This is a genomic window from Burkholderia sp. Z1, assembly GCF_014893795.1.
Lineage (GTDB): Bacteria > Pseudomonadota > Gammaproteobacteria > Burkholderiales > Burkholderiaceae > Burkholderia > Burkholderia theae.
In genome coordinates, this window is sequence record NZ_JACFYL010000002.1 from 2413197 (window position 1) to 2425191 (window position 11995).

An 11995-nucleotide genomic window follows, 5' to 3' on the forward strand; every position below is an offset into this window, starting at 1 on the left:
GGCGCACTCGCGTGGTGCAACCTCGGGCGCGCGGCCCGCGAAAAATTCAAACGCGCGTTCCATTTGCGCTTCGGGCCATCGCGGGCGCCGCGGCCCGCGACCGTCCGCGACACGCCGGCCGCGGGGCAATCGCCACGTGCGACGGCCCGCTGCGCGCTCGCCTACAATAGCGGTTTTACGAAACCTCTTTCAGGAGAAGTCATGTCTGTCACCACGACCGAATCGGGCCTCAAATACGAAGACCTGACCGAAGGCACCGGCGATGTCGCGCAAGCCGGCCAGACCGTCAGCGTCCACTACACGGGCTGGCTGACCGACGGTCAGAAATTCGATTCGAGCAAGGACCGTAACGACCCGTTCGCGTTCGTGCTCGGCGGCGGCATGGTCATCAAGGGCTGGGACGAAGGCGTGCAGGGCATGAAGGTCGGCGGCGTGCGTCGCCTGACGATCCCGCCGCAACTCGCCTATGGCCCGCGCGGCGCAGGCGGCGTGATTCCGCCGAATGCGACGCTCGTGTTCGAAGTCGAACTGCTCGCCATCTGACGACGCAACCGGCCGGTTTCCGTTCGATGGAACGCATCGCCTCCCCCGCCATCGCGCTGCGCCGCTACGACACGTGCGAAGCGTCGGACGTGCACGACTTCCATCAGGTCGTGCTCGGCGTCGATGGCGCGATGGTGATGGCGGTGGACGGTATCGGCCAGCGCATCGACCGGCACGCGGCCTGGCTGATTCCGGCCGGCGCGCGCCACGACTACGCGGGCCTCGGCGACAATCGCCAGCTCGTGATCGACCTGCCCGCCGCGTCGCTCGCGGTGCCGCAGCGGCTGTTCGACCGCGCGCGCGCCGTGTCGATCGATCCGGCCCTGACGTCGCTCGTCGCGCAAGTCGCAGCGGCCGCCGCGCAGCTCGATGCGCCGGCCGGCGACGCACGACAGGCCGCCGCGCACCGTTTCCAGTGGCAGGCCGCCGCGCGCCTGTGCGGCGCGCTGCTCGACGACGCCGGCATCGCCGCGCCGCTGTCGGGCCTCGAGTCGGGCCTGGATTTCGCGCGCATCGACCGCTGGCTGCGCGCACGGCTCGCCGAGCCGCTGCGCATCGCCGATCTCGCCGCGCACTGCGGCTACGGGATGCGCCGGTTTCATCAACTGTTCGTCGACGCATTCGGCGAAACGCCGCATCGCTACCTGCAGCGGCTGCGGCTCGACGCAGCGATCGTGCTGCTCGCCGACGGCCGGCATCCGCTCGTCGACATCGCGGGCATGGTCGGCTTCGCGGACCAGAGCACGTTCACGCATGCGTTCACGAAACGCTTCGGCGTCGCACCGGGACGCTGGCGCGGCGAGCGCCACTGAGCGGATCCGTTCTGCGGAATACGCGACAACGCATGTAGCTGCACGGTTCGTGCAGGCCGCACCCGTATCGGTCCTTTCATAGCCTTCGTCTTCCACGCTTTCGGCTTCTGCACATTCGCAGCCCGGCCCCATCGCATCGCGCGTATCGACGCTTCACGTCCCGCTGAAACATCGCCCACCCGCCGCGTCCTACGATGGACGCATGAACACGACCACACCCTCCCCCGTCTTCCCGCCCGCGCTCGCTCGCGTCGTCGCGACCGTCAGCATCGGTTTCGTCGTGACGCAGCTCGACGTGACGATCGTCAACATCGCGCTCGCGCATCTCGCCGCCGACCTGCACCTGCCGGTCGCCGGCCTGCAGTGGGTCGTCGATGCGTACACGCTCGCGTTCGCGGTGCTGATGCTGTCGGGCGGCGCGCTCGGCGACCGCTTCGGCGCGCGCCGCCTGTATGTCGCGGGCCTCGTGCTGTTCGCGCTCGCATCGCTCGCGTGCGGCGCCGCGAGTGCGCCCGCGATGCTGATCGCGGCCCGCGCGCTGCAGGGCGTCGGCGCCGCGGCGATGCTGCCCAATTCGCTCGCGCTGCTCAACGACGCGTGCCGGCACGACCCGCACCTGCGCGCGCGCGCCGTCGGCTGGTGGACGGCGGCCGGCTCGATCTCGATCGCGGCCGGCCCGGTCGTCGGCGGCCTGCTGATCGCGGCGTGGGGTTGGCGCGGCATCTTCCTCGTGAACCTGCCGTTATGCGCGGCGGGGCTCGCGGCCGCGTTCGCATGGGTGCCCGCACGCCGTGCGACTGCGGCGACTGCGGCACCGGCCGCACCGTCCCGGTCCGGCCGCGCGCTCGACCTGCGCGGCCAGCTCATCGCGATCGCGATGCTGACCGCGCTGACCGGCGCCGTGATCGAATGGCGGCCGCTCGGCTTCGCGCATCCGGTCGTCGCCGGCGGTTTCGCGCTGGCGGCGCTCGCCGCGCTCGCGTTCGTCGCGGTCGAATCGCGTACGGCCACGCCGATGCTGCCGCTGTCGCTGTTCCGCCATCGCACGTTCAGCGCGGCCGTGCTGTTCGGAATCTGCGTGAACCTCACGTACTACGGCACCGTGTTCGTGCTCGCGCTCTACCTGCAGCGCGCACGCGGCGAATCGGCATTGCAGGCGGGCCTCGCGTTCCTGCCGCTGACGGGCGGTTTCCTGCTGTCGAATCTTGCGAGCGGCCGGATCGTTGCACGTCACGGCCCGCGCATGCCGATGCTGGCGGGTGCGCTCGTCGCCGCGCTCGGTTACGGGTCGCTGCATTTCGTCGACGCGTCGACGCCGCTGGCCTTCCTGCTCGTGCCATTCCTGCTGATTCCGTCGGGCATGGGTTTCGCGGTGCCGGCGATGACGACGGCCGTGCTCGCGTCGGTCGCACCCGAGCGGGCCGGCATCGCGTCGGCCGTGCTGAATACCGCGCGGCAGGCCGGCGGCGCGATGGGCGTGGCGGCGTTCGGTGCGCTCGCCGGTGGCGGCGGCGCGTGGCAGGTCGTGGACGGGTTGCGGATCGAAACGGCCGTATCGGTCGCGCTGCTGGTCACGGCCGCGCTGCTCGCGACACTGGTCCGGCCCGATGCGCATCGCGGCGCGTCGCCCGCGAGTCAGGCGCTGCCGGCTGCGGATTGACCGTGTGCGTTCATCGCGGTCACGCTTCGCCGGGGTCGCGCTGGATCAGGTGACGCCACGGAAAAACGTTGTCCTTGAAATGACTCACGTAGCCGCCACTGCCGGCCTGGATCACCATGAACTGAAGCCGCGGATGCAGTGCCTGCAGCGCTTCGAGTTGTTCGCGATCGAGACAGGTATTCCTCAACGTCAGCGTGTGGAGCCGCTGGCCGGCGTTGCTCTTCAGCAAACGCTCGTAGACATCGAACGACGTCACGCTGCCGGCATCGCGCTTGTGCTTCCACGTCGAGTGCAGCTCCGTCGATTCGGAAAAATCGAGCCAGCCGAGCGACAGCAGGTTGTCGCTGCCGGCAAGACGATCGATGAACTGCTGCGTGTCGTATCCGCCGCCAATGCGCAGCCGGTTCAGATGCGGCAGCGGCACCTCGAAGAAGTGCGCATCGGGTGCATTCGGCACCGCCAGCTCGGTGAGAAACGGCGCCTTCGCAGCGAAGCGGGCAATCTCGCCGCCCTCCTCCATGATGAGGTCCCGGCGAACGATCATCGACAGGTTGTGATCGGCCGGCTCGGTCGGCTTCACGTACAGCGAACGCAGCATCGGAAAGCGCGCGTCCGAATCGAGCAGCGGACCGAAATCCCATTCGCGCGTGCCGTTCGCCCCTTCGTCCGGGCCGCTGAACGCCAGATCGGTCACGAGATCCGCGACGTGCCGGTCCGCAAGACATTGCAGTGTCCAGTCGAACGGCTCCTCCCACGCGTCGCCGAAGTACCGGACATGCAGCCCGGCCCGCATCGGCGCGACGACGACATGGTTGAAATCGGTCTGCCACAACGGTTCCGCCGGATCCGTATGGTCATGCCCGTCCTCGGCTCCCTCGCGCTCGCAGTGGTCGTGGATACGGCGCTGCAGGTCGAGCAGCAGCCGATAGCCGGCGGAATCCAGCGGATGGGTCATGGTGATGCGGCTCCGGTCGACGACGATCGCGACAGTCTATCCGACGGTGCGACTGCCTCGCATGACGCTCACCGCCGCGTCGCGCCTGCTTCGTCGTCGAGCTTCCGCACGATCGTCTCGGCCGCCTTCACGGGCCGCCCGTCGTCGTGCCGCAGCGCGAGCTTGCGGATCGCCCGCCCCGTGTGGCGATCGACCAGCACCGAATGCGGCTCGCCGCGTGCGAACAGGTTCGCCTCGCCCCACTGCCGCAGCATCACGATGACCGGAAACAACCCCTCGCCCTTTTTGGTCAGCGCGTACTCCTGATACGCGCTGCCGTCCGACGCCGGCACGACGTCGAACACACCGGCGTCCACCAGCATCCTGAGCCGGTCGGACAGGATGTTGCTCGCGACGCCGAGGCTCGCGCGGAAATCGCCGAACCGGCGCACGCCGTCGAACGCATCGCGCACGATCAGCAACGCCCAGCGATCGCCGACGATATCGGTCGCCCGCGCCACCGGGCACGGCGAATCCGCAAGACTTTTCTGCCTGGCCATGTTCCTCTCCGCAATCGTGCCGGCCGCCTTCGCGGCAGCGCCGGCCATCCGTGCGCGGGCCCGTCGCCCGCCGCACAACAAGTTGCATTTTAAAACTACTTTTCCTACACTCACACTAGTTTCAAATTGCAACTACATTGCGTGAGGAAACCCGTGGAGTCTTCCTGTCATTCAAGCACCGTGCCGTCAAACGCATCGAACGCGGCGCATCCGGCCGACGGCGGCCGCCTGTCCGCGGCCAGCGTCGCGCTGCTGGCCGTCTGCTGCGCGGCGAGCGTCGCGAACGTCTACTACGCGCAGCCGCTGCTCGATTCGATCGCGCGGGATTTCGGCGTGTCGCAAGCGGCCGTCGGCGGCGTCATTACCGCGACGCAGCTCGGCTGTGCGCTCGCGCTGCTGTTCGTCGTGCCGCTCGGCGACCTGCTGAACCGCAAGCGCCTGATCACCGTGCAGCTTCTGCTGCTGACGGCGGCCTGCATCGGCGTGGCCGCGGCGTCGACGCGCATCGCGCTGCTGGCGGGAATGGTCGCGGTCGGCCTGCTCGGCACCGCGATGACGCAAGGGCTGATCGCGTGCTCGGCCGCACTCGCGGGCGCCGGCGAACGCGGGCGCGTGGTGGGTGCCGCGCAGGGCGGCGTCGTGATCGGGCTGCTAGCCGCGCGCTCGCTGGCGGGCGTCGTCACCGACGTGGCCGGCTGGCGCGCGGTCTACCTCGTGTCGGGCGCGCTCGCGATCGCCATGCTCGTCGTGCTGTCACGGCTGTTGCCCGACACGAACGGACCTCGCGAACGCATCGGCTACGCGGCGTTGCTGCGCTCGATGGTGGCGCTGCTGCGCGATGAACGCGTGCTGCGCGTACGCGGCGCGATCGCGCTGCTGATGTTCGCGGCGTTCAGCATCTTCTGGAGCGCGCTCGTGCTGCCGCTGAGCGCGCCGCCGCATTCGATGTCGCATACGCAGATCGGCGCATTCGGCCTGGTCGGCGCACTGGGCGCGGCGGCGGCCACGCGTGCGGGCCGGCTCGCGGATCGCGGGCGCGGCGAAACGACGACCGGCGCCGCACTCGCGCTGCTCGCGCTCTCGTGGCTGCCGCTCGCGTTCGGCGATACGTCGATTGCATTGCTGATCATTGGCATCGTGCTGCTCGACATCGGCGGGCAAGCCGTCCATGTCGTCAACCAGAGCATGATTCTCGGTGCACGTCCCGACGCGCATGCGCGCCTCGTCGGCTGCTACATGCTGTTCTACTCGGCCGGCAGCGGGCTGGGCGCGATTGCGTCGACGATGATGTATGCGCGCGCCGGATGGACGGGCGTCTGTGCGCTCGGTGCGGTCGTGAGCGTTGCCGCGCTCGGCGTATGGGCCGCGACGCTCAGGCGAGCATGACGTGTGCCGGTGATGCCAAGGGAATCAGGAAAAGCCGGCCCGCCCACTTCGGGCGGCCGGCACGCGAACCGGCCGCGCACGCGCGCCGGTTCGACCTTCGATTCGGCACGCCGGTTGCGTGCCGCGGGGGCTTCAGCCGGCCGTCTGGATCGCCTCTTCGTACACGCTGGCGACGCGCCGCGCGATCACCGCGTTATCGAAATGATCGCGTGCGTAGCGCTTGCATGCGAACTCGTCGGGCAGCGTGATCGCGCCCGACAACGCGGCGCCGAGCCCTTCCGCGATCGCGTCAGCACCGGTCGACGGCAGCACGAGATCGTCGGACAGCCCCGCGACCGCCTCCGGCAGCCCGCCGACCGGCGTAACCAGCACGGGCGTGCCGGACGCGAGCGATTCGACGGTGATCAGCCCGAAACCTTCGAGCGCGACCGTCGGCACGACACTGACCGTCGCCGCGCGGTACAGCGCCGCGAGATGATGGTCGGGCACGAAGCCGAGCAGCTTCACGTTGTCCTGCAACCCCGCCCCATCGATGCGCTGCTGCAGTTCCTCGCCGATCTTGCCCTTGCCCGCGATCAGCAGCAGCACGTCCGGTTGACGATGCTTGATGAGGCCGATCGCATCGATCAGATCCTCCAGCCCCATGCGCCGCACGAGCCGGCGCACGGCCAGCACGATCGGACGGTCCTGCGGCAGCTGCAGCTTGTGTCGCGCCTCGACGGGCGTGAGCGGCGTGTCGAACTGCGCGGTATCGACGCAGCCGGGAATCACGCGCACGCGTGACGGCTCGATCCCGTAGCGGTTCGTCAGAATCTGGCCGAATGCCTGCGACAGCACGATCAGCCGCGACGAGCGCGTATAGACGGCCTGTTCGAGATAGCGCTTCGCGCGCTGGCCGAGCGACGCGGCGCCCTCGACCTGGCTTTCGTCGGCCCACGGCCCCTGGAAGTGCGACACCTGCGGAATCCCGCGCGTCACGTCGAGACCCGGGAACGTGTACAGCGCGAAGTGCGACGAGATCACGTCCGGCCGCTCGCTGCGGATCTCCTCGCGCAGCGCGCGCCGCGCGGCGAGCATCCGGCGCGCGAGCGGTTCCGATGCGGGACCGAAGCCCTGGATCGCGCCGCCCGTGTCGTCGGCGACCTTCGGCGAGCCCGCGACGAGCCCGCGCACCTCGACGCCCGCGCCCGGTAGCGCGCCGACGAGCGAGTAATACATCCGGTCAAGGCCGCCCGCGCGTTCGGGGAACCAGTGCATACCGATCTGCAGCGATTTGATCGGCCGGGAAGGTTGAGACATCACGGTTGCTCCTGCGTGACTGCATGCTCGACCCGCTCGAAAGCGGACGGCTGCGGGGGTTGGCCGATGCGCCGATAAAGCGCGATGTACTGGGCGCCCATGTGCGCCCAGCCGAAACGGGTCATCAGTTCGCGGGCCGCGTCGCCCATCGCACGGCAGGTGTCGCGCGATGCCGCGAGCGAGCCGATCGCCTGCGCGAGCGCGGCCGGATCGTCCGGATCTTCCAGCACGATCCCGCATTCGCGCGTGATGATTTCCGCGCCGCCCGCCGTGCGCGCGGTGACGACCGGCAGACCGGCCGCCATCGCCTCCAGCAGCGACAGGCTCATCGCTTCGTAGCGCGACGGAAATACGTACGCGTCGACCGAGCGCATCAGCGTCGGCATGTTCTTCACCAGGCCGAGGAAATGCACGCGCGAATCGATGCCGAGCGCACGCGCCTCGTCCGGATACGGGCTGCCGGGCAGATACCCGGCCACCGCGAGATGGACGTTCGCCGGCAGCTTCGTCAGCGCCTTCAGCACGGTGCCGAGGTTCTTGCGCGGCGTGCGCAGGTCGCCGACGAACAGCAGCAGGAACGCATCGTCCGGCAGCTTGAAGGCCGCACGGTCGGCTTGCGCGCCCGCGAACGCGCTGCCGTCGACGCCGTTGTAGATCACGCTGATCTTGCGGCTGTCGATGCCGAGCGCGGCGATCTCGTCGGCCACTTTCTGCGACACGGCGGTGATCGCGCGCGAACGCCGGTACGCCCAGCGCTCGAGCACGGTGTTCACGCGCGTGTAGACGTACTGGTAAGCCGACCACAGCCCCTTCGTGGGCCCGAACGGGTAGTACGGGCTCTTGAACCAGCCACCGTGCACGAAGTGCGCGGTATTCACGTCGGCCTTGATCCACGAAATGAAGCCGTTCACGTGCAGCACGTCGTAGTCGCCGCGGTGCGCGCGCAGCCACCACGCGCTCTTCAGCGCGAACACCTGCTGCTTGACGAGATTCGACGGCCAGAAGCCGCCGACCTTCACGGGCACCCAGTGCACGCGCGGGTCGGCCAGCAGCTCGGGCGCGACGTGCGATGCGACCAGCGTGACCTCGTAGTTCTCGGCCAGCGCCGCGCGCGCGATTTCGTAATTGACGCGGCCCTGCCCGTCGTTATGTCGCACGACATGCGTGACGATCGCGATTCTCAATGCTCGCCTCCCCGTGAACGCGCGGCGGCCAGCAGGCGTTGTGCCTTTTGCCAGTGCGCCGCGGAAAGAATCGAAAAAATGGCTGTAAACATCAGCAGGCCGCCCGTGCCGATCAGCGAGTTCGTGAACACGAGCATCGCGAACGTCGACAGGCACAGGCTCAGGCACGCGCCGACGAACTTGTCCTTGCGCAGCTTGAACGCCGCGCGCAGCGTGCGGCCGAACAGCATCACGACGCCGGCGAGGTACAGCAGCGTGCCGGGCCACCCGAGCACGAACGGCACGTTCATCACGCCGCTGTCGAAGCTGCCGTACTTGCCGAGCTCGCCGCTGTCGCTCGACAGCTTCGTGGATGCGCCCGTCGCGCCCATCCCTTCGCCGGCGACGTCGGTGAATGCCGTCTGTGCGAAGGTCGCGTAGAACTTGTTGCGGTCGTCGTAGCTGCGGTCGTCCTTCAGGTTCGTGATCGACTGGAGACGCTGGCCGAGACGGTCGGCCACCGGCCCGACGGTCAGGAGCGGTACGCACAGTCCGACCAGCACGACGCCGCTGATGAGGATCCGCATCCGCACGCGGTTGTTCGACTGCGCGAGCTGGATCGCAAGCGCGATCACCCAGCCGCCCCACGTCGAGCGCACCAGACACAGCGCGAACGACACGAAGCCGGCCGCCCCCGCGACCCAGCGGATCTTCTGCGGCGCCGCGAGCACGAACACCAGCGCGCCCATCATCGCGAACGCGAACGGCCCCGACGAGTTCATCGTGCTGAACACGCGCACGCCATACGGCACCGGCTCGCCCTGCGAACCCATGTCCGACCCGATCATCCACAGCACGTCCCACTGCGGCATCACGAAGTACTGCACGACCCCGTACACGCCCATCACGAGCATGCCCCACATGAACGTGGACAACAGCACGTCGCGGTACTCGGGATAGTCGCGCGCGTTGACCATGATGTGAAAACCGATCAGCACCGGGTACACCCAGTTCGCGAGGTCGTAGGTCGCGGCCATCACGCCGCTCGACACGATCCCGACGAGGTACGCGTACGTGAGCCCGAACAGCATCAACAGCACGGGTATGCCGCGCCGCTGCGCGAGCACGCGGTAATGCCGGATCAGCCCGAAGCCGGCGATCATCGTCACCGCGAGCGGCGCGACCTGGATCAGGCTCGTCGGCGTGAACGCCCCCTTCGACCAGTCGGCGAGACGCCGCACTTCCGGGCTCAGGAACCACACCCACCACATGAAGCCGACGTAGCGCGCCGGGCTCTTGAAATACAGCCAGATGCCGACCGCGATGGCCAGCACCGGAAACGCGAGCGTCAGCACCTTGCCCTGGTGAACGGCGATCAGCGCGGCGGTGAACGTCCACAGCCCGGCCTGCCCGACCCAGTGTTTCGGTTCGGCAAACCAGCTGCGATTGCGCGACGGTGCGCGTTCGGCGGTAATCGTACTCATCGATGCGCACTCACCGCGACGAAGGACGCGAATCCGCGAGCGGCATCGCCCGCCCCGCGGCCGCCGGCGTCCGGCGCCGGCGCAGCATGTCGCGCGTGATCCGCACGTGCTGCTCGGCGAACGCCTGCGTGGTCAGGTCGCGCTCGCGCAGGCACGCGACGGCAGCCCGCGCGCAGTCGAGCGCCGCGACCGGATCGGCCGCGAAGCGGTCGGCGGCCTGACGCATCGCCTGCGCGTCGAACGCCGGCACATACGCGGCCGTATCGTGCGGGAAATAATCGCTGAGCCCGCCGACGTCGGACACGATCATCGGCTTGCCGACAGCTGCCGCCTCCAGCATCACGGTGATGCCCGATGCATGGAAGTTCGGCCGCAGCGGCACGACGATCACGTCGGCCCACGCGTACAACTCGTGCTGCTTCGCGAGCCCCGACGCCGAACCGATCTTCACGTTCGGCGCATGCCACTCGCGCGGCACGCGGCGGCGCGTCGCGAGCCGCACGTCGTAGCGCTCGTCGCCGCCGAACGCGGCGAGGAACGTGCGCCAGTCGCGGTCGCGGTCGTTGCCGATCGCCGCGATCCGCAGCGGCCGGTTCGGCTGCCACTGGCGCGGCTCGGTGATCGGGAAATCCTGCGTGTTGAGCCCGTAGTAGACGAACTCCGCATCGCGCCCGAGATAACGGCGGCACAGCTCGGCGTTGTCGCGGGCGAGCGTGGTCAGTGCGTCGGCGCGCGCGATCAGCTTGCGGTACAACCAGCGGCGCGGGCCGCCGAACGTGCCCCACTTGTCGAACAGCCACACGCTCTGCGCGAGCAGCAGCGGGCGCTTGCCCTGCGCGCCGGCGAGCTTGAGGATCAGCGACGCGGCGAGATGCTCCTGTTCGGTGTGCGTCCAGATCACGTCGGTGTTCAGCAGCGCGGCGCGGTTGCGCCACGCATGCACGACGTCGAAACCGAGCGCCGCCTTCAGCGCGCGGCGCGCGAGGCTGGCGATGCGATTTTCGCCGCCGTCCTGCGAATAGGACAGCCGGAATTCGTCGGATTCGGCATGGTGATAACCGTACAGGCAGCCGATGTTCTCGCCTTTCCGGTAGGTACGCGGATCGGCGCCGTAAAACAGATGGACGTGGACTTTGGTCGCTGTCATTCAAGCGCTCCGGGTTCGGCCGCGCGCGGCATCGCGCGCGGCGCGTTCATGACGTCACCGGCGGCATGGCCGCACGGTGCGGGGCGACGGTGGCGCGACGCGCATCGCGCGCGCCGCGGCGCACCGCGCGCCAGTGCGCGAGCACGCGGCCGCGCCGCGCGGTATGCAGCGACAGCAGCACGTGCGCGAAGCCCGGATAGACGCGCGTGCCGACCAGCGCCCACCACCACCACGCGATCTCGCGCCGTACCGGCGGCAGATGCTCGCGCAACGTCAGTTGCAGGTTGTACGCGCCGTTGCTGATCGCGTTCAGCGACGCCGCGTCGCGCCGGTCGTCGTCGAAGCGTTCGGCGGGATAGTGATCGACGGCGATCGCCGGGTCGTACAGCAGCTTCCAGCCCGCGCGCTGCACTTCCATGCTGAACGCGGTGTCGTTGTGGGTCTGCGCGCCGGCGCCGCGCAGCCGCGTATCGAAACGCAGCGCGCCGATCGCCGAACGCCGGTAGCTCATGTTCGCGCCCTTCAGCGTGTCGACTTCGCGCGCGCCGCCGACACCGAGGTGATGATTGCCGACGATCTTGCCCGACAGCGTGAGCCGGCCAACCAGCTCGCGCGATTCGTCGAGCAGGCGGCCCTTCTCATGTACCCAGTCGCGGCCGCCGACCGCGCCCACGCGCGGATCGGACAGGAACGCGGACTCGATGCGCGCGAGCCAGTCGGGGTGCGGCGCCGCATCGTCGTCGGTGATCGCGACGATGTCGCCTTGCGCGGAGTCGAGCCCCTTGTTCAGCGCGGCGACCTGCCCCGGCACATCGACCGGCACGATACGCAGCGGCAGCGCACCGCCGACCGACGGATCGGCGAGCCGTTCATGCGTGGCGTCGTCCTCCGGGCGCGCGACGACGATCACCTCGTCGGGCAGCCGGTGCTGCCGCTGCAGCGCCAGCAGGCAGCGCGCGAGGTCGGCGGGACGCCGGTAGGTCGGAACGAGCACGGAAATTTTCATG

General features: G+C 69.1%; 11 protein-coding genes. 4 read left to right on the forward strand and 7 right to left on the reverse strand.

Features of this window, described 5'->3' with window-relative positions:
- Positions 1-201 precede the first annotated feature (201 nt).
- The 3 genes from H3H55_RS27750 (at position 202) to H3H55_RS27760 (ending at position 3015) form a co-directional block, all read left to right on the forward strand.
- Positions 202-543 (forward strand): FKBP-type peptidyl-prolyl cis-trans isomerase, encoded by a 342-nt coding sequence (locus tag H3H55_RS27750; protein WP_048250201.1) that lies wholly within the window; start codon positions 202-204, stop codon positions 541-543.
- A gap of 26 nt (positions 544-569) precedes the next feature.
- Positions 570-1355: a helix-turn-helix transcriptional regulator gene (locus tag H3H55_RS27755; protein ID WP_193101020.1), complete on the forward strand. Its 786-nt coding sequence runs from the start codon at positions 570-572 to the stop codon at positions 1353-1355.
- Positions 1356-1557: 202 nt separating this feature from the next.
- Positions 1558-3015, forward strand: coding sequence for an MFS transporter (locus H3H55_RS27760; protein WP_193101021.1), 1458 nt, complete (start codon positions 1558-1560; stop codon positions 3013-3015).
- Between the two features lie 19 nt (positions 3016-3034).
- Here the strand turns inward: H3H55_RS27760 and H3H55_RS27765 are convergent, their stop codons facing one another.
- Both H3H55_RS27765 and H3H55_RS27770 read right to left on the reverse strand, forming a co-directional pair.
- Positions 3035-3970, reverse strand: a complete 936-nt coding sequence (locus H3H55_RS27765) for a hypothetical protein (protein WP_193101022.1) — start codon at positions 3968-3970, stop codon at positions 3035-3037.
- 68 nt (positions 3971-4038) lie between these two features.
- Entirely contained in the window at positions 4039-4509 is a 471-nt protein-coding gene (locus H3H55_RS27770; protein WP_193101023.1) for a winged helix-turn-helix transcriptional regulator, read from the reverse strand.
- Positions 4510-4662: 153 nt separating this feature from the next.
- On the opposite strand from H3H55_RS27770, the gene H3H55_RS27775 reads away from it, so the two are divergent.
- The gene (locus H3H55_RS27775; RefSeq protein ID WP_193101024.1) at positions 4663-5895 is read left to right on the forward strand and encodes an MFS transporter; all 1233 of its coding nucleotides are present in this window, start codon (positions 4663-4665) and stop codon (positions 5893-5895) included.
- Between the two features lie 132 nt (positions 5896-6027).
- Here the strand turns inward: H3H55_RS27775 and H3H55_RS27780 are convergent, their stop codons facing one another.
- Genes H3H55_RS27780 through H3H55_RS27800 form a run of 5 tightly spaced genes read right to left on the reverse strand, consistent with a single transcriptional unit; the run spans position 6028 to position 11994 of the window.
- Complete coding sequence (locus tag H3H55_RS27780; RefSeq protein WP_193101025.1) at positions 6028-7194, reverse strand: glycosyltransferase family 4 protein; 1167 nt, start codon at positions 7192-7194, stop codon at positions 6028-6030.
- Positions 7194-8378, reverse strand: a complete 1185-nt coding sequence (locus H3H55_RS27785; protein WP_193101026.1) for a glycosyltransferase family 4 protein — start codon at positions 8376-8378, stop codon at positions 7194-7196. The genes H3H55_RS27780 and H3H55_RS27785 overlap by 1 nt, the downstream gene beginning before the upstream one ends.
- Positions 8375-9841, reverse strand: coding sequence for an O-antigen ligase family protein (locus tag H3H55_RS27790; protein ID WP_193101027.1), 1467 nt, complete (start codon positions 9839-9841; stop codon positions 8375-8377). Before H3H55_RS27790 ends, H3H55_RS27785 begins: the two co-directional genes overlap by 4 nt.
- 10 nt (positions 9842-9851) lie before the next feature.
- Positions 9852-10988, reverse strand: coding sequence for a glycosyltransferase family 4 protein (locus H3H55_RS27795; protein ID WP_193101028.1), 1137 nt, complete (start codon positions 10986-10988; stop codon positions 9852-9854).
- Positions 10989-11034: 46 nt separating this feature from the next.
- A complete protein-coding gene (locus tag H3H55_RS27800; protein WP_193101029.1) occupies positions 11035-11994 on the reverse strand; it encodes a glycosyltransferase family 2 protein in 960 nt (319 codons plus the stop codon).
- Position 11995 lies beyond the last annotated feature (1 nt).

Excerpts from the sequence above, each read along its gene's own strand:
- H3H55_RS27770 (WP_193101023.1), bottom strand. The coding sequence starts at position 4,509 with ATGGCCAGGCAGAAAAGTCTTGCGGATTCGCCGTGCCCGGTGGCGCGG.
- H3H55_RS27790 (WP_193101027.1), bottom strand. The coding sequence starts at position 9,841 with ATGAGTACGATTACCGCCGAACGCGCACCGTCGCGCAATCGCAGCTGG.
- H3H55_RS27760 (WP_193101021.1), top strand. The coding sequence starts at position 1,558 with ATGAACACGACCACACCCTCCCCCGTCTTCCCGCCCGCGCTCGCTCGC.
- H3H55_RS27800 (WP_193101029.1), bottom strand. The coding sequence starts at position 11,994 with ATGAAAATTTCCGTGCTCGTTCCGACCTACCGGCGTCCCGCCGACCTC.
- H3H55_RS27750 (WP_048250201.1), top strand. The coding sequence starts at position 202 with ATGTCTGTCACCACGACCGAATCGGGCCTCAAATACGAAGACCTGACC.
- H3H55_RS27755 (WP_193101020.1), top strand. The coding sequence starts at position 570 with ATGGAACGCATCGCCTCCCCCGCCATCGCGCTGCGCCGCTACGACACG.
- H3H55_RS27765 (WP_193101022.1), bottom strand. The coding sequence starts at position 3,970 with ATGACCCATCCGCTGGATTCCGCCGGCTATCGGCTGCTGCTCGACCTG.
- H3H55_RS27795 (WP_193101028.1), bottom strand. The coding sequence starts at position 10,988 with ATGACAGCGACCAAAGTCCACGTCCATCTGTTTTACGGCGCCGATCCG.
- H3H55_RS27780 (WP_193101025.1), bottom strand. The coding sequence starts at position 7,194 with ATGTCTCAACCTTCCCGGCCGATCAAATCGCTGCAGATCGGTATGCAC.